Source organism: Cellulomonas wangleii, from assembly GCF_018388445.1.
GTDB classification, from domain to species: domain Bacteria; phylum Actinomycetota; class Actinomycetes; order Actinomycetales; family Cellulomonadaceae; genus Cellulomonas; species Cellulomonas wangleii.
On record NZ_CP074405.1, the window covers coordinates 3,087,748 to 3,109,200 of the forward strand.

Annotated in this window: 17 protein-coding genes; 9 read left to right on the forward strand and 8 right to left on the reverse strand. The window is 73.6% G+C overall.

Translation table 11 applies throughout. The annotated features are described in order from the left end of the window. Positions 1 to 29: 29 nt before the first annotated feature. The gene (locus tag KG103_RS14225) at positions 30 to 1,682 is read right to left on the reverse strand and encodes an ABC transporter substrate-binding protein (protein WP_242635215.1); all 1,653 of its coding nucleotides are present in this window, start codon (positions 1,680 to 1,682) and stop codon (positions 30 to 32) included. Between the two features lie 338 nt (positions 1,683 to 2,020). On the opposite strand from KG103_RS14225, the gene KG103_RS14230 reads away from it, so the two are divergent. From KG103_RS14230 to KG103_RS14245, 4 genes are all read left to right on the forward strand, one after another. Then, a complete protein-coding gene (locus tag KG103_RS14230) occupies positions 2,021 to 2,950 on the forward strand; it encodes a formate/nitrite transporter family protein (protein ID WP_207339186.1) in 930 nt (309 codons plus the stop codon). A 111-nt stretch (positions 2,951 to 3,061) separates the two neighbouring features. Beyond that, positions 3,062 to 3,871 (forward strand): hypothetical protein, encoded by an 810-nt coding sequence (locus KG103_RS14235; protein ID WP_207339187.1) that lies wholly within the window; start codon positions 3,062 to 3,064, stop codon positions 3,869 to 3,871. 118 nt (positions 3,872 to 3,989) lie between these two features. Further along, entirely contained in the window at positions 3,990 to 6,020 is a 2,031-nt protein-coding gene (acs, locus tag KG103_RS14240; protein WP_372434842.1) for an acetate--CoA ligase, read from the forward strand. Between the two features lie 235 nt (positions 6,021 to 6,255). Beyond that, positions 6,256 to 7,674, forward strand: coding sequence for a cellulase family glycosylhydrolase (locus KG103_RS14245; RefSeq protein WP_207339188.1), 1,419 nt, complete (start codon positions 6,256 to 6,258; stop codon positions 7,672 to 7,674). Between the two features lie 121 nt (positions 7,675 to 7,795). Here the strand turns inward: KG103_RS14245 and KG103_RS14250 are convergent, their stop codons facing one another. Next, positions 7,796 to 9,040, reverse strand: coding sequence for an NAD(P)-binding domain-containing protein (locus KG103_RS14250; RefSeq protein WP_207339189.1), 1,245 nt, complete (start codon positions 9,038 to 9,040; stop codon positions 7,796 to 7,798). Between the two features lie 104 nt (positions 9,041 to 9,144). Between KG103_RS14250 and mshD the strand changes: the two genes are divergently transcribed. The 3 genes from mshD to KG103_RS14265 are packed head-to-tail and all read left to right on the forward strand — an operon-like array spanning position 9,145 to position 13,399. Next, entirely contained in the window at positions 9,145 to 10,191 is a 1,047-nt protein-coding gene (mshD, locus tag KG103_RS14255) for a mycothiol synthase (protein ID WP_207339190.1), read from the forward strand. Further along, a complete protein-coding gene (locus tag KG103_RS14260) occupies positions 10,188 to 12,422 on the forward strand; it encodes an RNA degradosome polyphosphate kinase (RefSeq protein ID WP_207339191.1) in 2,235 nt (744 codons plus the stop codon). Before mshD ends, KG103_RS14260 begins: the two co-directional genes overlap by 4 nt. Beyond that, entirely contained in the window at positions 12,419 to 13,399 is a 981-nt protein-coding gene (locus tag KG103_RS14265; protein WP_207339192.1) for an NUDIX hydrolase, read from the forward strand. Before KG103_RS14260 ends, KG103_RS14265 begins: the two co-directional genes overlap by 4 nt. A gap of 6 nt (positions 13,400 to 13,405) precedes the next feature. On the opposite strand, the gene KG103_RS14270 is transcribed toward KG103_RS14265, so the two are convergent. The 3 genes from KG103_RS14270 to KG103_RS14280 all read right to left on the reverse strand — a co-directional run bounded on the left by KG103_RS14270 (position 13,406) and on the right by KG103_RS14280 (position 15,878). Then, positions 13,406 to 14,410, reverse strand: coding sequence for an inorganic phosphate transporter (locus KG103_RS14270; RefSeq protein ID WP_207339193.1), 1,005 nt, complete (start codon positions 14,408 to 14,410; stop codon positions 13,406 to 13,408). Between the two features lie 6 nt (positions 14,411 to 14,416). Further along, a complete protein-coding gene (locus tag KG103_RS14275; protein WP_089798286.1) occupies positions 14,417 to 15,037 on the reverse strand; it encodes a DUF47 domain-containing protein in 621 nt (206 codons plus the stop codon). A 244-nt stretch (positions 15,038 to 15,281) separates the two neighbouring features. Beyond that, positions 15,282 to 15,878 carry a hypothetical protein gene (locus KG103_RS14280; protein WP_207339866.1) on the reverse strand — a complete coding sequence of 199 codons (597 nt, stop codon included), beginning with the start codon at positions 15,876 to 15,878 and terminating at the stop codon, positions 15,282 to 15,284. Positions 15,879 to 16,099: 221 nt separating this feature from the next. On the opposite strand from KG103_RS14280, the gene KG103_RS14285 reads away from it, so the two are divergent. Both KG103_RS14285 and KG103_RS14290 read left to right on the forward strand, forming a co-directional pair. Further along, positions 16,100 to 17,566 (forward strand): sugar porter family MFS transporter, encoded by a 1,467-nt coding sequence (locus tag KG103_RS14285; protein WP_207339194.1) that lies wholly within the window; start codon positions 16,100 to 16,102, stop codon positions 17,564 to 17,566. 271 nt (positions 17,567 to 17,837) lie between these two features. After that, the gene (locus KG103_RS14290) at positions 17,838 to 19,460 is read left to right on the forward strand and encodes an MFS transporter (RefSeq protein ID WP_372434843.1); all 1,623 of its coding nucleotides are present in this window, start codon (positions 17,838 to 17,840) and stop codon (positions 19,458 to 19,460) included. Positions 19,461 to 19,510: 50 nt separating this feature from the next. Here KG103_RS14290 and KG103_RS14295 read toward each other — a convergent pair whose 3' ends face one another. The 3 genes from KG103_RS14295 to msrB all read right to left on the reverse strand — a co-directional run bounded on the left by KG103_RS14295 (position 19,511) and on the right by msrB (position 21,312). Further along, positions 19,511 to 19,972 (reverse strand): MarR family winged helix-turn-helix transcriptional regulator, encoded by a 462-nt coding sequence (locus KG103_RS14295; protein WP_207339195.1) that lies wholly within the window; start codon positions 19,970 to 19,972, stop codon positions 19,511 to 19,513. A 32-nt stretch (positions 19,973 to 20,004) separates the two neighbouring features. Next, on the reverse strand, positions 20,005 to 20,685 hold the full coding sequence (locus KG103_RS14300; protein WP_249670606.1) for a nuclease-related domain-containing protein: 681 nt from the start codon (positions 20,683 to 20,685) through the stop codon (positions 20,005 to 20,007). Positions 20,686 to 20,865: 180 nt separating this feature from the next. Next, positions 20,866 to 21,312, reverse strand: coding sequence for a peptide-methionine (R)-S-oxide reductase MsrB (gene msrB, locus KG103_RS14305; RefSeq protein ID WP_207339197.1), 447 nt, complete (start codon positions 21,310 to 21,312; stop codon positions 20,866 to 20,868). Positions 21,313 to 21,453: the final 141 nt, after the last annotated feature.

Here is a 21,453-nt window from a genome sequence, read left to right on the forward strand (position 1 = left end):
CCGGCCCACCGCACCTCGTCGAGCGTCGGTCAGCTGTTCTCGGCGCGCTCACGAGCGCCGTTGATCAGGTCCATGTAGCCCGACAGGCCCTGGCCCTCAAGCCCGGACACGTACGCGTCCCACTCCGAGAGGTCCTTCTGCCCGAGGATGAACCCGAGGGTCGCCGTGTCCACCGTGTCCTTGAGCGGGGTGCTCAGCAGCGAGGCCTGCTCGAGCTCGACCTCGTCGAGCGGGTGCGGCGGGAACGGGTCCCGCGGCGTGCGCGTCGACTGCACCGAGTCGATGTACTCGACGAACGCCGGGACGTTGTAGGACTCCTTGAGCGCGCGCGACTCGGTCGACCCGGCGAAGACGTCGTTGGCGTAACCGAGGTCCTTCTTGAGGTCGATCGTGCCGGACGGGTTCAGGTTGAGGTTCGTGAGCTTGAAGTCGGGCTCGAGGGTGTACTTGCCCTCGGCGTCCTTGGTGTAGTGCTCGCCCTCGACACCCCACTGGATGAGCTCGCGCGCCTCCGGGTTGTAGTAGAGCCAGTCCGTGAACGCGAGCAGGTCGCAGAAGTTCGGGTCGTTCACCGCGTCCTTGGTGAGCATGAACCCGTTCCAGAAGTTGCGCGGCTCGACGAAGTCGCCGGCCGGACCGGCCGGGGGCGCGATCTGGACGAGCTCGTAGTCCGTGACACCTGCGGCGTCGAGCGCCGTCGCGAACTCCTGGACGGTCCACGAGCCACCCGAAGCCGCGAAGACCTTCTCCTCCGCGAACTTCTCGGTCACCGTGCCGCCGCCGTCGTCGGCAGCCGTGAAGGACTCGCTGTCGAGCAGCCCGGCCTCGTTGAGCCCGGCGAAGTACGTGACCATGTCCTTGTAGCCGTCGGTCGTGGCGGCGTACACGAACTCGCCCTTGTCCTCGTCCCACCAGGCGCCGTCGCCGAAGCCCCAGCCACCGACCGTGCCGAAGGCGTGGGCCGCGTAGTTGATCATCGACTGGCCCTCGAAGCCGTCGGCCAGCGGCGTGCTGTCCGGGTACTTGGCCTTGATGAGCTCCATGCCCTTCTGGAGGTCCTCCCAGGTCTCGGGCGCCGGGGCGCCGACCTCGTCGAAGACGTCCTTGCGGATGATCAGCGTGAAGGTCGGGACGGAGACCTCCTGGAGACCCGGCGTCATGTAGTACTTGCCGTCCTCCTGCCGGAGGTCGTCGACCATGTCGCGCAGGTCCCACTCGTCCACGTACTTCTGGAAGTTGGGCATGTAGTCGGCGTAGTCGCTCAGCGGCACCACGGCGCCGGAGGCCGCGAACTGGCGCTCCTCACCCGTGTACACGAGCGGGATGATCTGGGGCGCGTCACCGGCGCTGATCAGGAGGCTGCGCTTCTCGGTCGCGTCGCTGAACGGGATGTTCGTCAGGTTGAGCTTGACGTTCGTCCGCTCCTCGATCTCGTCGAAGAACTCCCAGCTGTCCGTGATCGGGAAGTCGGCCCAGTCGGTCCAGAGCAGCGAGAACTCGCGCGGCTCCGCGGCCTTCCACGGCTTGTCCGCGACCGCCTCGGTCGAGCACTCGAGGTCCTTGGCCTCACCGTCGGCGGTGGCCTCCCCGCCGTCCCCGCTGCCGCAGGCGGCGAGCGCGAGCGCACCCACCAGCGTCAGCGCACCGGCCGCACGCGCCGATCGCGTCCGCCGTCCTGCCATATGTCCCGCACGTGCCATCAGGGCTCTCCTCTTCGAGATCCGGTCCCAGGCGACGACCCGGGCGTTGGAGCAGGGAAAAACGACACCGCTGACGCGTGCGGTCCGCCGCGTCACGCCACCGGCCCGACGCCCCGTCGGCGTCGTCGCCGGGGTACATCGGATGTATCGCCAGAAGTAGAGTATTAACGATACATCTGCCGATGTGCCGGACGCTATGCGCCCCCGTGGCCGCTGGTCAAGTGACCTCTGCGGTCGTTACCGGATCGACGCCGAGCGCGTGTTCCGGACGGGTGCTTTCGTCCCACCCAGGGCCTCTGACCGGGGGGGACGATGGTGCCGTGCTCACGATCACCGAAGCCGTCGCCGCGCACGCCGACGCCGCCACGCACAAGGTCGACCTGACCCGGTCACCGGGTCTGTTCCTGGTCCGGACGATGCTGGCCGGTGCCTACATCGGCATCGGCGTCCTCATCATGGTCACCGCCGGCGGTCCCCTGACCGTCGCCGGCTCGCCGTGGGCGCCGCTCGTCAACGGCGCCGTGTTCGGCATCGCGCTGACCATCGTGCTGGTGGCCGGCGGCGAGCTCGCCACCAGCGCCATGATGATCCTCACCCAGGGTGCGATGACACGCCGCATCACGTGGGGCCGGGCCGGCCTGACGCTGCTCGCCTGCCTGGGCGGCAACCTGCTCGGCGCGATGGCCTTCGCCGGGCTCCTGCACGCGTCGGGGGTGCTGGCGCCCGGGACCGCCGGCGGGGAGGCGATCGCCGGGATGATCGCCCACAAGGCGGAGGCGACGACGGCACAGCTCGTCGTGCGCGGTGTGCTGTGCAACCTGCTCGTCTGCCTGGCCGTGTGGTGCTGGGCCCGGCTCACGAGCGAGAGCGCCCGGATCGTCGCCGTCTTCGCCTGCGTGCTGGTCTTCATCACCTCCGGCTTCGAGCACGTCGTCGCCAACATGACGACGTTCTCGCTGGGCCTGTACGCCGGGCTGCCCGAGGCGACGGTCGCCGAGTTCGCCCGGAACCTCGTGGCGGTGGGTGTCGGCAACACCATCGGCGGTGCGCTGCTGGTGGGTGCGGCCTACGCGTACGGCGCGCGCGTGCCCGCGCTGCCGGGCGACGTCCAGGCGCCCGTCGCGACCGCCCCCGCACCGCACGCCTCCCCCGCGGACGACGGCCGCACCCCCGTCCGGGCGGCGGACGCGGACGCCTCGGCGCACGACGCGGTCGCCCCGGCACCGCCGCAGCCCGTCGGCCGCGGCTGACGCGCCGCCGCGGGCCGTGCGCCGCGCGCCGACCGGCGAGCGGCGCACGCGCGCAATAGCGTGGCCTCGCAGGGCGTCGCACGACGCGCCACCCCGACCCGAGGAGCACGCGTGAGCACCACGGACCCCGAGCGACCGGGCGACCGCCCGACCACGGGCGGCACGCCGGGTGCGACCCCCGCCGACGCGAGCGAGACGGACACCGGCCGCCACGCGGTGCAGCGGCCCGCCCCCACGCCGCCCGACGCCGACGCCCCGGACCCCGTGCGCGCCCCGACGCCCACCGCCGGACGGCCCGCGCCGGCCGCCTCCCCCGCCGGTGAGGCACCGGAGGCACGGACCGCACCCGACCCCGACGGCACCGACCACGCCGAGCGCGGCGCCCGGACGCGCGCGGACCGCTCGACCGCGGACGACGAGCTCTTCCCCGACCCGAACGCCCCGCGCACACCCCGCACGGGCACGCACGTGCTCGGCGTGCTGGTCGGCCTCCTGCTGGCACCCGCCGCGCTCGGTCTGCTGCTGCTGGGCCAGAGCCGCATCCTGCGCGTCCAGGCCGACGGTTGGGACGCCTCGCTCGAGCTGCTGGGCATCGTGCTGGTCAGTGCGGGCGCCGTGCTCCTCGCGGCGCTGCTGCTGCTGGGCCTGTGGACCGCGGCCGTCCCCCTGACGGCGGGCCTCGTGCTGGGCGTCGTCGGCGGGGTGCAGCTGTACGCGCCGGGCATCGCCCGCTCCACCACGCTCGAGGTCGTCGGGTCCGACGCGTGGCACCTCACCGCGTCGCAGGTGACCGTCGCCGGCACGTCGGGGACGTCGATCGCGGCCGGCGTGCTGCTGCTGACCGGCGGCGTCACGGTCGCGCTCGCCCGACGCCACGGGGTGCGGCTCGGCGCCTTCCGCGAGCGCAACCGGGCGGCCTGAGGGCACGGTCGGCGCCGCGAGGCGGTGCGCGCGGACGGCTCCCGGGACTAAGGTCCGGGGACGAGGACCGCACTGGTCAGACCCACCATCGCACCGAAGCCGCTGCGTAGGAGACACCGTGACCGAACCGTCTGCCCCCCCGACGAACCCCCCGCCGCCGACTGCGGAGCCCTCCGCGGGGCTGGAGAACCTGCTGTCCGAGGAGCGTCGCTTCCCGCCCTCGGCCGAGTTCGCCGCCCAGGCCAACGCGACCGCCGACGTGTACGCGTGGGCCAACGCGGACCGGCCCGGCTTCTGGGCGGACCAGGCGCGCGAGCTGCTCACCTGGTCGACGCCGTTCACGCAGACGCTCGACTGGTCCGACGCCCCGTTCGCCCGCTGGTTCGCCGACGGTCGGCTGAACGCCGCGTACAACGCGGTGGACCGGCACGTCGAGGAGGGGCGCGGCGACCGTGTCGCCCTGCACTTCGAGGGCGAGGGCGGCGACACCCGCACGCTGACGTACGCGGACCTGCAGCGCGAGGTCTCCAAGGCGGCCAACGCGATCACGGCCCTGGGCGTGGGCACGGGCGACCGGGTCGCGATCTACCTGCCGCTGATCCCCGAGGCGGTCGTGACGATGCTCGCGTGCGCCCGCATCGGTGCCCCCCACTCCGTGGTGTTCGGCGGGTTCTCGGCCGAGGCGCTGAGCTCGCGGATCCTGGACGCCGAGGCCAAGCTCGTCGTCACGTCCGACGGCGGGTTCCGCCGTGGCAAGCCGTCCGCGCTGAAGCCCGCGGTGGACGAGGCGCTCGCCAAGGGCGCCCCCACCGTCGCGCACGTGCTCGTGGTGCGGCGCACCGGCCAGCCCGTGGAGTGGACGCAGGGCCGCGACGTCTGGTGGCACGACGCGGTCGAGGCGGCGTCCGCGCAGCACACGCCCGTGGACGTGGAGGCGGAGCACCCGCTGTTCATCCTCTACACCTCCGGCACGACCGGGAAGCCCAAGGGCATCTTCCACACGACCGGCGGCTACCTCACGCAGGCGGCGTACACGCACCTCAACGTCTTCGACCTGAAGCCGGAGACCGACGTGTACTGGTGCACGGCGGACGTCGGCTGGATCACGGGGCACACGTACGTCGTGTACGGGCCGCTGCTCAACGGCGCCACGCAGGTCATCTACGAGGGCACGCCGGACACGCCGCACCGCGGCCGCTGGTGGGAGATCGTCCAGAAGTACGGCGTGACGATCCTCTACACCGCCCCCACCGCCATCCGCACCTGCATGAAGTGGGGCGAGGAGATCCCCGGGGAGTTCGACCTGTCCTCCCTGCGCGTGCTCGGGTCGGTCGGTGAGCCCATCAACCCCGAGGCGTGGATGTGGTACCGCCGGGTCATCGGCGGCGACCGCACACCGATCGTCGACACGTGGTGGCAGACGGAGACGGGCGCGATCATGATCAGCCCCCTGCCCGGCGTCACCGGGACCAAGCCGGGGTCCGCGCAGGTGCCGCTGCCGGGCATCGCGGCGGACGTCGTGGACGACGACGCGAAGCCTGTGCCGAACGGGGGTGGCGGGTACCTCGTCGTCACCGAGCCGTGGCCCGCGATGCTCCGCGGGATCTGGGGCGACCCCGAGCGGTACAAGGACACGTACTGGTCGCGCTTCACCGACCTCTACTTCGCCGGTGACGGCGCCAAGAAGGACGCCGACGGGGACATCTGGCTGCTGGGCCGCGTGGACGACGTGATGAACGTGTCCGGCCACCGGCTGTCGACCACGGAGATCGAGTCGGCGCTCGTGTCGCACCCGTGGGTGGCGGAGGCCGCCGTGGTGGGGGCGACGGACGAGACGACGGGCCAGGCGGTCGTCGCGTTCGTCATCCTGCGCGGCGACGCCACGGAGGCTGCCGACGCCGAGGCCGCGGCCGTGCAGGAGACGCTGCGCACCCACGTGGCCAAGGAGATCGGCCCGATCGCCAAGCCGCGGCAGATCCTCGTGGTCGCCGAGCTGCCGAAGACCCGCTCCGGCAAGATCATGCGGCGCCTGCTGCGGGACGTCGCCGAGCACCGGCAGGTCGGTGACGCGACCACCCTCGCGGACTCCTCGGTCATGGACCTCATCGCCCAGGGACTCGCGAAGCCGGCCGCCGCGGCCGCGGACTGACGCACGCCCGCATCGTGTGAGGACGGCCCCGGGGCACTGCCCCGGGGCCGTTCTCGTGCCGGGTCACGGGCGCACGACGGGCGTCGTTGAAGCGGTTCCGCGCGATGCCGCGGCGAAACGCTTCACCGATGGAGTGGCCCCAGGGCTGCTGGTTGTCTGACGGCCGCGCCCGCCGCCGCACCACCACCGGCGACGAACAGCGCGCCCCGGACACCTTCGCGGAACGAGGACGTCGATGAAGAGCACCTCCCTGCGCGCAGCCGCTGCCTGCGGCACCGCGCTCCTGGCACTCGGCGGGCTGACCGTCGCGGCCACCACCGCCACCGCGGCCGACCCCGTCGGCCTGCACATCTCGGGCACGCAGCTGGTCGAGCAGGACGGCACGCCGTTCGTCGCCCGCGGCGTCAGCCACGCCCACACCTGGTACCCCCACGAGACCGACCGGGCGATCCCGGCGATCCGCGCCGCGGGCGCCAACGCGCTGCGGGTCGTCCTGTCCGACGGCGGGCGGTGGACGCAGAACGACGCCGCCGACGTCGCCGACGTGATCGCGCAGTGCCGCGCCAACCAGCTGGTCTGCATGCTGGAGGTGCACGACACCACCGGTTACGGCGAGCAGTCGGGCGCCGTCACCCTCGACGCGGCCGCCGACTACTGGGTGTCCCTGAAGCCCGTGCTCCAGGGCACCGAGGACTTCGTCCAGGTCAACATCGGCAACGAGCCGTACGGCAACGACGACGCCGTGTCGGCCGGCTGGGCCGCCGACACGGCGGCCGCGGTGAAGAAGCTGCGCGCCGCGGGCCTGCGCCACAACATCGTCGTCGACGCGCCGATGTGGGGGCAGGACTGGAAGGGCATCATGCGCGACCAGGCGCAGACCGTCGCCGCCGCCGACCCCGACGGCAACACCCTGTTCTCCGTGCACATGTACGGCGTGTACGCGCAGGCGTCGACCATCACCTCGTACCTCGACGCGTTCGAGGCGAAGGGCCTGCCGCTGGTCATCGGGGAGTTCGGGTACGACCACTCCGACGGCAACCCCGACGAGGCGACGATCATGCGCGAGGCCGTCGAGCGCGGCATCGGGTACTACGGCTGGTCGTGGTCCGGCAACGGTGGCGGCGTCGAGTACCTCGACATGGTCACCGCCTTCGACCCGGCGCGGAAGACCACGTGGGGCACGCTGATCTTCGACGGCGTGAACGGCATCGAGCAGACGGCCCGGACGGCGACGTTCTTCTCCGGCGCGACGCCCACGCCGACGGCCAGCCCGACGGTGACGCCCACCCCGACCGTGACCCCGACGGTGACGCCCACCCCGACCGTCACGCCGACCGTCACGCCGACGCCCGGCACGGGCACCGCCTGCACGGCGCGGCTCACGGTCGCCAACGCGTGGCCCGGCGGATTCCAGGGCACCGTCGACGTCACGGCGGGCTCGCGGGCGCTCGAGGGCTGGACGACGACGTTCACCCTGCCGGGCGGCGCGGGGGTCGCGCAGGGCTGGAGCGCCACGTTCAGCACGACCGGCACGACGGTGACCGCCACCAACGCCGCGTGGAACGGCTCCCTGGGCGCCGGCCGGACCGTCACCTACGGGTTCATCGGGTCGGGCACCGCCCCGACCGGGACCGTCCCGGTCACCTGCCGCTGACCACCCCCTGACCGGGCGTGCGCCGCGCGCACGCCCACCCCGTCGGCCCCGCCCCCTCCCCCCCCGGGGCGGGGTCGACGGGCGTACCGGCGGCGTGCGGCTCAGGCCGGGCGGGTCCGGCTCACCAGCGCAGCTCGCGCCGCAGCCGGCGCGCCGCCTCCCGGCCTGCACGGTTGGCACCGACGGTCGACGCGCTCGGCCCGTACCCGACGAGCTGGAGGCGGGGCTCGGCCACGACCTGGGTGCCGTCCATCGCGATGCCGCCGCCCGGGGATCGCAGCCCCAGAGGTGCCAGGTGGTCGAGCGAGGCCCGGAACCCGGTCGCCCACAGGATCGTGCGCGCCTCGACGAAGGGCGGGCCCGGCACCCAGCCGCCGGTCCCCGACCGTCCGTCCGCCGCGGGGGTCGGCTCCGCCGCGCCCGCGGTCTCCCACACCACGCCGTCGCCGACGATGCGCGTGAACACCGGGCGCGCGCGCAGCACACCGGCCTCGATCCCCGCGCGGTACGCAGGGGTCAGCGGCAGACCGGTGACGGAGACGACCGACTCGGGCACCAGCCCGGCGCGTACGCGGTCGTCCACCCGGGCCACGGCGTCGCGGCCCAGCTCCGGTGTGAAGTCCTCGTCGACCCACGCGGGCGGGCGGCGGGTCACCCAGGTGGTCGAGGTGACCTGCGCGACCTGCAGCAGCAGCTGCACGGCCGAGGTGCCGCCGCCGACCACCACCACGTGCCCGTCCGCCAGGTCGGCGGCGCTGCGGAAGTCGCGGGCGTGCAGCTGCCGACCCCGGAACGCACCGCGTCCGGGGTACGCCGGCCAGAACGGCTTGCCCCAGGTGCCGGACGCGTTGACGACCCCGCGTGCCGACCACACGACGACGGCGTCGGGGTGGTCGACGTGCCGCGTCGTGACGAGGAACCGGGGCTCGTCACCGTCCGGTGCCCGGTCGACGCGCTCGACCCGCACGGGACGCTGCACGTTGAGGCCGAACGCCTCCTCGTACTGGGCGAAGTAGTAGGGCACCGCGTCGGCCGCCGCCTCGGCCGGGTCGGCGACCGCCAGCGGCATCCCCGGCAGGTCGTGCACGTGGTGCGCGTCCGCCATGGTCAGCGAGCGCCAGCGGTGCTGCCAGGCGCCCCCGGCGCGGTGGTTCGCGTCCAGCACCACGAACGTGCCGCGCGCCCGCTCCCAGCCGCGCGACCCGACCGCGACGAGCCCCGTGCGGGCCAGGTGGTACGCGGCGGAGAGCCCTGCCTGCCCCGCCCCCACGACGACGACGTCGACGTCGACCACCCGCGGGGCCAGCGGCGCACGGAGCGCACGACGGCCACCGGCAGCGGGCGCGGCGACGGGGGGCTGAGGCATGGCGCGACCACGCTACCGGCAGATCCTGGACGTCGGTCCATACCCGTCCGGGCCCGTCGCGCGCCCGGCACCACGGGGCGCACGGCACGTGGTGGGATGGACGCATGGCCCCCGGCACCGAGGTCCCGACGATCACCGCCGTCACCGGAGCGCTGCCGCCCGCTCGGGCGGCAGCGGTACGCACGCTCCACCAGGACGCCGCCCGCGCCGACGGCGTGGCCCCCCTGTCCGAGCAGCCGCTGCTGTGGCTGCTCGACCCGCAGGCCCCGGTCGTCCACCTCCTCGTGGCGGACGACGGCGCCGACCCCGACGGGCCCGTCACCGGCTACGCCCAGCTCGACGTGGGCAGCAGCAGCACGGTGCGCGCCGAGCTGGTCGTCGCCCCCGCGCACCGGCGCCGCGGCGTCGCCCGTGCACTTTTGGCGCGCGCGGCCCAGGAGGCCGCGACGGTGCCCGGACGTCGGCTGCACGTGTGGGCGCACGGCGACCTGCCGGCCGCGCGTGCGACGGCACGCAGCGCGGGCATGGTCGTCGTGCGGGAGCTGTGGCGCATGGCGACGGACGTCGTGGGCACCCCACCACCGGGCGCGGCGCTGCCGCCCGGCGTGCAGGTCCGCGCGTTCGTCCCCGGGCAGGACGAGGACGCGTGGCGGCGGGTCAACGCCCGGGCGTTCGCCCACCACCCCGAGCAGGGCCGCATGACGTCCGCCGACCTGCGCGCCCGCGAGGGCGAGTCCTGGTTCGACCCGGCAGGGTTCCTGCTGGCCGAGCGTGACGGGCAGCTGCTCGGGTCCGTGTGGACCAAGGTGCACCCGGCCGGCGAGGCCCCGGACGGCGCGCCCGGTGAGGAGGTCGGCGAGATCTACGTGGTCGGCGTCGACCCGGACGCGCAGGGCCTGGGCATGGGACGCGCGCTCACGGCGCTGGGCCTGGCGCACCTGCGCGACCGCGGGCTGCGCACCGTCATCCTGTACACGGGCGCGGAGAACACCGTCGCGGTGCACACGTACGAGCGGGCCGGGTTCACCCGCACGGCCGTGGACGTCATGTACGGGCCGCCGCCCGCTGGTACCCCGTCGGGGGACGTCGTCACGGTGCGCGCGTCGGACGACACGACGACGCCCCGCGGCGATGCCACGATGGGTTCATGACCGACGCCCCTGCGATCGATCCTGCCCTGGCCGAGCGGATCGCCGAGCACGTGGAGACCGCTGCCGAGCCGCTGACCACGGGCACCGGCGCCCTGCCCGACGACCGGTTCCTCGACCGCGAGCTGTCCTGGCTCGCCTTCAACCAGCGCGTCCTGGAGCTGGCGGAGGACGAGAGCCTGCCCCTGCTCGAGCGCGTGCGCTTCCTCGCCATCTTCGCGTCCAACCTCGACGAGTTCTTCATGGTCCGCGTGGCGGGGCTCAAGCGCCGCATCGCGACGGGCATCGCCGTCACGGCGGCGTCCGGACTGTCGCCGCGCCAGGTGCTCGAGGCGATCAGCGAGCGCGCGCACGCCCTGATGGAGCGTCACGCGCGCGTGCTGTCGACCGACGTGCAGCCCGCGCTGGCGGCCGAGGGCATCACGATCGTGCGCTGGGACGACCTGGGCGACGCGGAGCAGGACCGCCTGCACAAGTTCTTCCGTCGCCAGATCTTCCCGGTCCTCACCCCCCTCGCGGTGGACCCGGCGCACCCGTTCCCGTACATCTCGGGGCTGTCGCTCAACCTGGCGGTCAGCGTGGTGAACCCCGCCAGCGGCAAGGAGCACTTCGCGCGCGTGAAGGTGCCGCCGCTGCTGCCGCGGTACATCGCCGTCGACGCGGCCGGCCGGCCCTCGGCCCCGGTCCCCCAGACGGCGGCACCCGAGCGCGGACCGATGTCGTTCGTGCCGGTCGAGGACGTCATCGCCCAGCACCTCGACATGCTCTTCCCCGGCATGGAGGTCCGCGAGTTCCACACGTTCCGCATCACGCGCAACGAGGACGTGGAGGTCGAGGAGGACGACGCCGAGAACCTGCTCAAGGCGATGGAGAAGGAGCTGCTGCGCCGCCGCTTCGGCCCTCCGGTGCGTCTGGAGCTCGCGGAGGGCATCAGCCCGCGCGTCCGCAAGCTCCTGGTGCGCGAGCTCGGCATGTCCGAGGACGACGTCTACGAGCTGCCCGCCCCGCTCGACCACACGGGTCTGAACCTCATCGCCGACCTGGACCGTCCCGAGCTGCAGTTCCCCCGGTTCGTGCCGGCGACGCACCGCCAGCTCGCGGAGGTGGAGTCCGCGACCCCGACGAACGTCTTCGCGGCCATCCGCACCCGCGACATCCTGCTGCACCACCCGTACGACTCGTTCTCGACGTCGGTGCAGACGTTCCTCGAGCAGGCGGCCGCGGACCCGGCCGTGCTGGCGATCAAGCAGACCCTGTACCGCACGTCGGGCGACTCGCCGATCGTCGACGCCCTGATCGACGCCGCGCAGGCCGGCAAGCAGGTCCTGGCGCTCGTGGAGATCAAGGCGCGGTTCGACGAGCAGAACAACATCTCGTGGGCCCGCAAGCTCGAGCAGGCCGGCGTGCACGTGGTGTACGGCATCGTCGGGCTGAAGACGCACTGCAAGCTCTCGCTGGTGGTGCGCCAGGAGGCCGACGGCCTGCGGCGCTACAGCCACGTGGGTACGGGCAACTACCACCCGCGGACCGCCCGGCTGTACACCGACCTGGGCCTGCTGACCGCGGACCCCGACGTCGGCCAGGACCTCACGCGCCTGTTCAACCAGCTGTCCGGCTACGCGCCGAAGTCGCGGTTCCACCGCCTGCTGGTGGCGCCGCGCTCGGTGCGCACCGGGCTGGTCGAGCGCATCGAGCGGGAGGCCGCGGCGGCCCGCCGCGGGGAGCCCGCCTGGATCAAGATCAAGGTCAACTCGATGGTCGACGAGACCACGATCGACGCCCTGTACCGCGCGTCGCAGGCCGGCGTCCCGGTGGACATCAACGTGCGCGGGATCTGCGCGCTGCGCCCCGGCGTGCCGGGGCTGTCGGAGAACATCCGGGTGCGCTCGATCCTGGGCCGGTTCCTGGAGCACTCCCGCGTCTTCGCGTTCGCCCACGCCACCCCCGACGACGGCGACGGCTTCGAGGGCCCCGAGGTCTTCATCGGGTCGGCCGACCTCATGCACCGCAACCTCGACCGCCGGGTGGAGGCGCTGGTGCGGGTGGCCGACCCGGCCCAGATCACCGAGCTCGTCGAGTACCTGGACGAGACGATGGACGACGGCACGTCGTCCTGGCACCTGGGCACCGACGGCGAGTGGGTCCGTCACACGCAGGGCGCGGACGGGCCGCTGACGGACCTGCAGGAGGTCCTCATCCACCGGCAGAGGCGGCGGCCGGGCGCCGCACGGTGAAGGCCGTCGCCGCGGGTCCGGTCGAGGCGGCCGGCGCGCTCGTGTGGCGGGAGCGGGCCGGGCGGCTGCAGGTCGCGCTCGTGCACCGCCCGCGCTACCACGACTGGTCCTGGCCGAAGGGCAAGCTGGACCCGGGCGAGCTGCCGCCGGTCGCGGCGGTGCGCGAGGTCGAGGAGGAGACCGGGCTGGCGGTCGTCCTGGGGCTGCCTCTGCCCGGCCTGGAGTACCGGCTGGCCGACGGACGGCAGAAGGTCGTGCACTACTGGGCCGCCCGCGTGGCCGGACGGGGTGACGAGGCGCCGCTGCGGGCGCGACCGCCCGTGCCACACGCCGACCGGTCCGAGATCGACTTCTGGGAGTGGTTCGACGTGGCGCAGGCGGGCCACCGGCTCACCCGCGGCGCCGACAGCCGCCCGCTGGACGCGCTCGTCGAGGCCCACGAGAAGGGCCGGCTGGACACCCACGCGCTGGTGGTCGCCCGCCACGGGCAGGCACGCAAGCGCAGCCTCTGGGACGGCACGGAGGACGACCGTCCGCTGACGGGCCTGGGGCGGCGCCAGGCGACGACGATGACGCCGGCGCTGGCCGCGTTCGGCGTGGAGCACGTGGTGACGAGCCGGTGGGAGCGCTGCGCGGCGACGGTGGCGCCCTACGCCGCGGCCGCGGGGGTGGACCCGCAGGTGGCGGAGGTGCTCACCGAGGCCGAGCACGACGCCTCACCGGCCCGCGTGGGCGGGACGGTCCGCGAGCTGCTGGACGGCCGCCGGGACACGGTGCTGTGCACCCACCGCCCGGTGCTGCCGACCGTGCTCGACGTGCTGGCCGAGCACAGCCGCCGCCCCGTGGCCGACGCGCTGCCCCACGGCAACCCGTTCCTGGCCCCGGCGGAGCTGCTGGTGGCGCACGCCGGCCTGACACCGCGCGGGGTGCGGGTGCTGGCCGTCGAGCGCCACCGGTCGCCCGTCCCGGCGGCCTGACGCCGCTCAGCCCAGGATCGGGTGCAGCACCCAGAAGACGACGGCCGCCACCAGCGCGGCAGCCGGGATCGTGAGGATCCAGGCACCCGCGATGTTCTTGGCGACGCCCCAGCGCACGGCCGACAGCCGCTTGGTGGCGCCGACGCCCATGATCGCGGACGTGATGGTGTGCGTCGTCGAGACGGGCGCGTGCAGCGCGAAGGCGTTGACGTAGAGCACGACCGCGGAGACCGACTCGGCGACGAACCCGCGCGCCGGGTCGAGCTCGATGATCTTGCGGCCGAGCGTCCGCATGATGCGCCAGCCACCGGCGTAGGTGCCGGCCGAGATCGCGGCGGCAGCGGCGAGCTTGACCCACAGCGGGATGCCCTCGTCGGGGTCGGCCCACCCGGCGGTGAGGAGCGCCAGGTAGATGACGCCCATCGTCTTCTGCGCGTCCTGCAGGCCGTGCCCGAGCGCCATGGCGGCGGCCGAGACGGTCTGCGCGATGCGGAACCGGCGGTTCACGCGCGTCGGGGGGCGGTTGCGGATGAGCCACAGCAGCCCGACCATCACGGCGAACGCCAGGCCGAAGCCGATGAGCGGCGAGAAGATCATCGGCAGGACGACCTTGTCGACGATCGCCGAGCCGTAGATGCCGAAGCCGGCGGCGAGCCCCGCCCCGACCAGCCCGCCGATGAGGGCGTGCGTGGACGACGAGGGCAGGCCGAACCACCACGTGACCAGGTTCCACGTGATCGCGCCCACGAGTGCGCAGAGCACGACCACGAGCGCTGAGTGCGGTGGTTCGCCCTGCAGGTCGACGATCGACGTGGCGATGGTCTCGGCCACCTCGGTGCCGAGCAGGGCGCCGGCGAAGTTCATGACGGCCGCCATGATCAGCGCCGCGCGCGGCGTCAGCGCGCGCGTCGAGACCGACGTGGCGATGGCGTTGGCGGCGTCATGGAAGCCGTTCGTGTAGTCGAACCCGAGAGCGAGCGCGACGACGAAGACGACGAGCACAGGTTCCACGGGTGCTCAGGACTCCTTGAGCGCGATCGTCTCGACCGTGTTGGCCACCTTCTCGAAGGCGTCCGCCGCGTCCTCGAGCTTCTCGACGATCTCCTTGAGCTTCATGAGCAGGATCGGGTCGGCGATCTCGTCGAACATCTGCGCGAGCAGCTTGCGGTGCGACTTGTCCGCCTGGTTCTCGAGGCGGTTGACCTCGACCCAGTACTCCTGCAGCGAGTCCATCGACCGCAGCCGCGGCATCGCCTCGGCGGTGAGCTCGGCGGCACGCTGCAGGACCTGCACCTGGTCGGACACCCGCGCGGGCAGCTCGTCGACCTTGTACAGGACGATGAGGTCGGACGCCTCGTCCATGTAGTCCATGCAGTCGTCGAGGCTCGAGGCCAGGTCGTAGATGTCGTCCCGGTCGAAGGGGGTGACGAACGTCTGGTTGAGGCGGCGCATGATCGTGTGCGTCGCGTCGTCGGCGGCGTGCTCGGCCTCCGCCATCCGCTTGTTGATCTCCTTGCGGGTGGCGCGGTCGGCGCCGAGCATCTCCGCCAGCAGGTTCGCACCCGTGACGAGATGCGTCGCGGACGCGGCGAAGAGGTCGAAGTACGAGGTGTCGCGCGGTGTCAGGCGCAGGCGCACGGAAGGCTCCGGGTCGTCGACTGGTGATGAGCCCCGGGGATGGGGCCGTTGCTCAGCGTAACGGGCGCAGAACAGGGCTCGTGACGGACCGAGGTCTCATGCGGGACGCCGCCCCGTGGTGCACCCTCGCGTGCGAGACGACGCCGGGCCGGAGCGCCTCTCGGCGCGTGGCCGCTCGAAGCGGCTGATGATGGAGCCCGGGGCTACCGACCCGGCGTCGCGTGACCAGTGTACGCGGCGGGCGTCACTCGAGCCGGTCGAGCCGCCACAGCTGCGCCGCGCGCACGAGCTCCTCGGCGGTGCGGACCAGGGAGGCGGCGCCGCGCGTCTGGCGCACGGCCGCCCGCGGGTCCAGCTCCTCGAGGTGGTCCGCGTCGAAGGCGGCACCGGTGGCCAGGACCTGGCAGAACGCCGCCGCGCGCTCCAGCGCGACGGCGAGGTCGCCGGTGTACACGCCGGACAGCACGGCGTCCGCGACCGCGCGCACGTCCTGCGGTCCGGGCGCGTCGACCACGCCGGCGACCGCGTCGTGCACCGGTGCGGCGGCCACGCCCTGGCGGTACCGGTCGGCGACCGTCGCCGGGTCGCGCCGTACCCACTCGCGCAGCACGTACAGGCGCCACAGCGCCCCCGGCAGCGTCTCGGGCGGGCTGTCCGCCCACATCGCCGCCACTTCGTCGAGCCCCTCGGTCTCGACGAGCGCCACCAGGCGCGCCACCACCTGCGGGTCCTCCGTGGCCCGGCCGTGGCGCACGAGCGCACCCGCCGTGGTGTGCGCGATCTCGTCGCGCAGCGCCGGGTCCACGTCGCCCGGCAGCTCGTCGGCCGCGGCGGGGTCCATGACGACGGGACGGTGGTGCCGCCGCCCACCCCCCGAGCCGCCCGCCGCCGCGCCCGTCCCGTTCCCGTCCGTGCTCATCGCGGCATGATCCCCCGGCGGCGGGCGACGCACCAGTCGCCACCCGCCGTACCGCCGCCCCGCCCCGCGTGCGCACCGCACGGGGCAGGGCCACAGTAAGTCTGACCGGGAGGGGCCCGGACTTGGCGGGGGGTGTGCTGACCATGGGCGACGCGGGATCGGGGCAGAGGTCGCCTGCGGGCGCGACGAAGTACAAGGGCAAGGCGATCGGCCTGGCGGTCGCGGCCGCCGTCGGCGGGTTCCTCTTCGGGTTCGACTCCTCGGTGATCAACGGCGCCGTGGACGCGGTCGAGGGCACGTTCGAGCTGTCCGGCGTCGTCACGGGGTTCGTGGTGGCCGTCGCGCTGCTCGGGTCGGCCCTGGGCGCGTGGCTCGGGGGCCGGCTGTCCGACCGCTGGGGCCGGACGCGCGTCATGGTGCTGGGCGCCGTCCTCTTCTTCGTCTCCTCGGTGCTCTCGGCGTTCGCGTTCTCCGCGTGGGACCTGGCGATCTGGCGCGTCGTGGCCGGCATCGGCATCGGCATCGCGTCCGTCATCGCCCCCGCGTACATCGCGGAGATCGCCCCGGCGTCGCTGCGGGGCCGGCTCGGGTCCCTGCAGCAGCTCGCCATCACGCTGGGCATCTTCGCCGCCCTGCTGTCGGACCAGCTGCTCGCGACGGCGGCCGGGGGCGCGTCGCAGGAGCTGTGGTTCGGGCTCGCGGCGTGGCGGTGGATGTTCCTGGTGTGCGTCGTCCCCGCTGCCGTGTACGGGATCCTGGCGCTGCGGATCCCGGAGTCGCCGCGCTACCTCGTGGCGCAGGGGCACCGCGAGGAGGCCAAGGCGGTCCTCGCGGACGTCCTCGGTGCGGACGAGGACCCCGAGGAGCGCGTCGCGCAGATCGAGACCACGATCCGCACCGACCAGGAGCTGGCGAACCAGGCGAGCCTGCGCGGCCCGGTGCTGGGGCTGCTGCCCGTGGTGTGGGTGGGCATCCTGCTGTCGGTCTTCCAGCAGTTCGTCGGCATCAACGTGATCTTCTACTACTCCACCACGCTGTGGCAGGCCGTCGGGTTCGAGGAGAGCCAGTCGTTCCTCATCTCCACCTTCACCGCCGTGACCAACGTGCTGGTGACGTTCATCGCCATCGGGCTCATCGACAAGGTCGGGCGGCGCCCGCTGCTGCTCATCGGCTCGCTGGGGATGACCGTGGCGCTGGGGACGATGGCGTTCGCGTTCACGAAGGCCACGGGGACGGGCGACGCGATCAGCCTGGAGGGCTCGTGGGGCGTGATCGCCCTGGTGGCGGCCAACGCGTTCGTCGTGTTCTTCGGTGCGACGTGGGGCCCGCTGGTGTGGGTGCTGCTCGGCGAGATGTTCCCCAACCGCATCCGTGCGGCGGCGCTCGGCGTGGCCGCGTCGGCGCAGTGGGTGGCCAACTTCCTCATCACGCTGTCGTTCCCCGAGATGCTCGACCGCTTCGGTGCGTCCATCCCGTACGCGATGTACGCGAGCTTCGCGCTCATCTCGTTCTTCTTCGTGCTGACCAAGGTGCCCGAGACCAAGGGTGTGCAGCTCGAGGACATGGAGGGCCTGAAGGTCCAGCGGCGCGGCCGGCCCGCGTCCGCCTGACCTGCGGGAGCGGTGCGCCGCCCGGCCCGCACCCGCGGGGCCGCGGCGGCGCACCGTGACGGACCACCCCAAAGATGTTGCCCGGGGTAACGATCGGACGTAGAGTTGCCTGGAGCAACTGTCGGCACCTGCACCCGACCGCGCCCTCTCGACCGCTCACCCGCCCGGTCCGCCCGGCCGGCCGCGGCCGCCCTCAGCCCGTCCGACCCCCAGCCCGACCGCCGACGACGCCCGGTCGACCCGTCCCCGCGCCCGGAAGCGAGCACCGTCTGTGAGCAGCACTCCCCCCGTCGACGGCACCACCGTCGACAGCCCCACCCCCGCCGGGGCCTCCCCCGCACCGATGACGCACCGCGAGGTCCTCGAGGCCCTGTCCGGGATCCTGCTGGGGATGTTCGTCTCGATCCTCGCGACGAGCGTGGTGTCGACGTCCCTGCCCCGCATCATCACGGACCTCGGCGGCAGCCAGTCCGCGTTCACGTGGGTCGTCACCGCGACGCTCCTGACCACCACCGTCTCGACGCCGATCTGGGGCAAGCTGGCCGACCTCGTGGACCGCAAGCTGCTCATCCAGCTGGCGCTGGCAGTCTCCGTCATCTCCTCGGCGCTGGCCGGGCTCGCCCACACCACGGAGATGCTCATCGGGATGCGCGCCCTGCAGGGCATCGGCGCCGGCGGCCTGACCGCGCTGGGCACCGTGCTCATCGCCGACATCATCAGCCCTCGCGAGCGCGGGCGGTACATGGGACTCATGGGTGCCGTCATGGCCGTCGGCATGGTCGGCGGCCCGCTGCTCGGCGGCGTCATCACCGACGCGGCCGGCTGGCGCTGGAACTTCTTCGTCGGCCTGCCGTTCGCCGTCGCGGCGATCGTCGTGCTGCAGCGCACGCTGCACCTGCCCGCCCTGGCCCGACGGCGCGTGCAGATCGACTGGGCGGGCGCGGTCCTGCTCTCGGCATCCATCGCCACGCTCCTGCTGTGGGTGACGTTCGCCGGGTCCTCGTTCGACTGGCTGTCGTGGCAGACCGCGGTCATGGTCGGCGGCTCCGCCCTCGGCATCGTGGCCGTGGTCGCGGTCGAGTCGCGCGCGGCCGAGCCGATGATCCCGCTGCACCTGTTCCGCAACCGCACCGTGGTGCTCACGGTCCTCGCGTCGGTCGCGGTCGGGATCGCACTGTTCGGCACCCAGGTCTTCCTCAGCCAGTACATGCAGCTGGCCCGCGGCAAGACCCCGACCGAGTCGGGCCTGCTCACCATCCCCATGGTCCTGGGCACGTTCGTCGCCTCGACGCTCTCGGGGCGGGCGATCTCCCGCAGCGGGCACTACAAGAAGATCATGGTCGCCGGTGCGGTCCTGCTGACCGCGGGCCTGACGCTCATGGGCACCATCGACGAGCGCACGAGCTTCACGTTCGTCGGGCTGTCCATGCTGGTCATCGGCTCCGGCGTCGGCATGCTCATGCAGAACCTCGTGCTCGCGACGCAGAACACGCTGCCGATCACCGACATGGGCGCCGGCACCGCGACGGTCGCGTTCTTCCGCACCCTCGGCGGGGCGATCGGCGTGTCAGCGCTGGGTGCCGTGCTGTCCACGCGCGTGTCGCACCGGATCGCCGACGGGCTGACGGACCTCGGCGCCGACCCCGCCGCCCTGGGGTCCGGCGGTGCGGCGTCCCTGCCGGACCTCGCGACGCTGCCCGGTCCGGTCCGCCAGGTGGTCGAGCACGCGTTCGGGACCGGCGTGGCCGAGCTCTTCCTCATCGGGGCGCCCGTCGCGCTGCTGGCGCTGGTCGCCGTGCTGGCGCTGCGGGAGGTCCCGCTGGGTCGGGCGTCGGGCCTGGAGCAGCGGCTCGCCGCGCAGGCCGACCAGGGGCAGCCCGCCGCGGCTCGCTGACGAGCAGCCCGCCCCTCCGGGGCCGGCGCGCACGGCCCGGCCCGCCCGCCTCAGTGCGGGTCGGCGGGCCGCCCCGCGCCCCGGACCAGGTCGTCGTTGAGGCGCCCCAGCAGGTCGGCGAGCCGCAGCAGCTCGTCGTCCTGCCACCCCTCGAGCGAGCGGTGCAGGTACTCCTGGCGCGCGGCACGCGCGTGGGCCATCCGCCGCTCCCCCTCGGCCGTGAGCTCGAGGGGCTGGCTGCGCGAGTCGTGCGGGTCCGGGCGCCGCACCAGCAGGCCCAGCCGCTCCAGCCGGGTCACCTGGCGCGACATCGTGCCGCGCCCCACCCCCAGCAGCTCCGCGAGGTCGCTGGTCCGGGTCCCCGGCGTCCGGGCGACGGCCGACAGCAGCAGGTACGCGGAGCCGTCGAGGTCGGGGTGCACGGACCGCGCCACACCGGCGGAGGCCGCCCGCGCGCGGCGCAGGAACAGCCCCAGCTCCCGCTCGACACGCAGCACGGGCTCGTCGCTCATGCGCCCATCCTCCCGCAGCGGTCGCCGCGCGGTCAGCGCGCCCAGGTGGTGCGGCGGCGGGCCACCTGCGCGATGGCCGGGACCCGTGCCGGGTCGAGCCGCTCGGGCAGCCGGCGGAAGACGTTCGGCACCTCGTGCCGCGCCACCACGAGCGCGTCCTGCGGCGGGTCCTGCACGTCGCGGTCGAGGTCACCGGTGACCACGAGCACCGCACGCACGCTCACCCCCGCGCACCCGGCGGACTGCAGCAGACCCTGCACCCGGCCCGCCTCGAGCCGCGCGTCGCGCAGGTACGGCAGCGCACGGCCGTCCACCTGCAGGGTCCGCCCCGCGACCCGCACGTGACTGCCCGGGTGGCGCCGCTCGGTCACGGTCCAGATGCCGCCCGGCCCCAGCAGCAGGTGCTCGACGACCGTGCCCTGGCGCCCCAGCGGCACGTCGTGCAGGACCTGCCAGCCCTCCTCGGCGAGCCGCTCCAGCCGCGAGCCCACCGGGCTGCCGCGCTCGCCGCGGGGATGGTCCTCGTCCTCGCCCGGCCACGCCCCCGGGCCGACGCCCTCGAGGGCGTCGATCGAGGCGAGCGCGGAGGTGACGGGCAGCACGAGCTCGGGGACGTCCGAGCGCAGGTACGCCTGCGCCGCGCGTCGCACCCTGGCCTCCAGGACGGGGTCGTCCGCGACGACCTCGCCGGACTGGAGGTCGACGGAACCCACGCGCGCACCCGTCTCGTGCGTCACGTAGAGGCGGTCGGCACCGTATCGCCGCCATCGCCGAACAGTCAGGACCTCGTCCACGTCCGCATTATCGGCATGGCGTGCCGTGCACTTCAGTCGTGTCCAGGACGGACTTCCTCGACGGCGGCGTGTCGCGGCGTGTCGTCACCCGCTCGGCCCTCAGCCGGCGGTCGGCCCCGCGTCACCGGGGGACGCGCCCGCCGGCTCGAACGTCAGGCTGACGGAGTTCATGCAGAACCGGTCGCCCGTGGGGGTCTGCGGGGCGTCGTCGAACACGTGCCCCAGGTGCGACCCGCAGCGCGCGCAGCGGACCTCGGTGCGCACCATGCCGTGGCTGCGGTCGGTCAGCAGCTCCACCCTGTCGCCGGCCAGCGGGGAGAAGAAGCTGGGCCACCCGCAGTGCGAGTCGAACTTGGTGTCGGAGCGGAACAGCTCGTTGCCGCACGCGCGGCACCGGTACACGCCCGCGCGGTGCTCGTCGAGCAGCTCACCGGTCCACGCCCGCTCCGTGCCGGCGCGGCGCAGCACCGCGAACTCCTGGGGCTCGAGCTCGAGCGCCCACTGCTCGTCGGACTTGGTGACGGGGTACGTGCGGGGGTCGGTCACGGCCGCGCTCCTTCCGGTCCCGCCCGCGCGGCGGCACCGACGGTGACAACACGCCGGGTCGCCGGCGCGTTCCCGCACCACTGGACACGCGCGGCCTGCGGGGGCAGCCGCACCCCGGAGGCCCCACGGCATACCCTGGCG

What these genes read in the sequence shown, in the direction of transcription:
- KG103_RS14250 (WP_207339189.1), bottom strand. Translation starts at nt 9,040, where the DNA reads ATGCCTCAGCCCCCCGTCGCCGCGCCCGCTGCCGGTGGCCGTCGTGCG.
- KG103_RS14225 (WP_242635215.1), bottom strand. Translation starts at nt 1,682, where the DNA reads ATGGCAGGACGGCGGACGCGATCGGCGCGTGCGGCCGGTGCGCTGACG.
- KG103_RS14245 (WP_207339188.1), top strand. Translation starts at nt 6,256, where the DNA reads ATGAAGAGCACCTCCCTGCGCGCAGCCGCTGCCTGCGGCACCGCGCTC.
- KG103_RS14260 (WP_207339191.1), top strand. Translation starts at nt 10,188, where the DNA reads ATGACCGACGCCCCTGCGATCGATCCTGCCCTGGCCGAGCGGATCGCC.
- KG103_RS14285 (WP_207339194.1), top strand. Translation starts at nt 16,100, where the DNA reads ATGGGCGACGCGGGATCGGGGCAGAGGTCGCCTGCGGGCGCGACGAAG.
- KG103_RS14280 (WP_207339866.1), bottom strand. Translation starts at nt 15,878, where the DNA reads ATGGACCCCGCCGCGGCCGACGAGCTGCCGGGCGACGTGGACCCGGCG.
- KG103_RS14295 (WP_207339195.1), bottom strand. Translation starts at nt 19,972, where the DNA reads ATGAGCGACGAGCCCGTGCTGCGTGTCGAGCGGGAGCTGGGGCTGTTC.
- mshD (WP_207339190.1), top strand. Translation starts at nt 9,145, where the DNA reads ATGGCCCCCGGCACCGAGGTCCCGACGATCACCGCCGTCACCGGAGCG.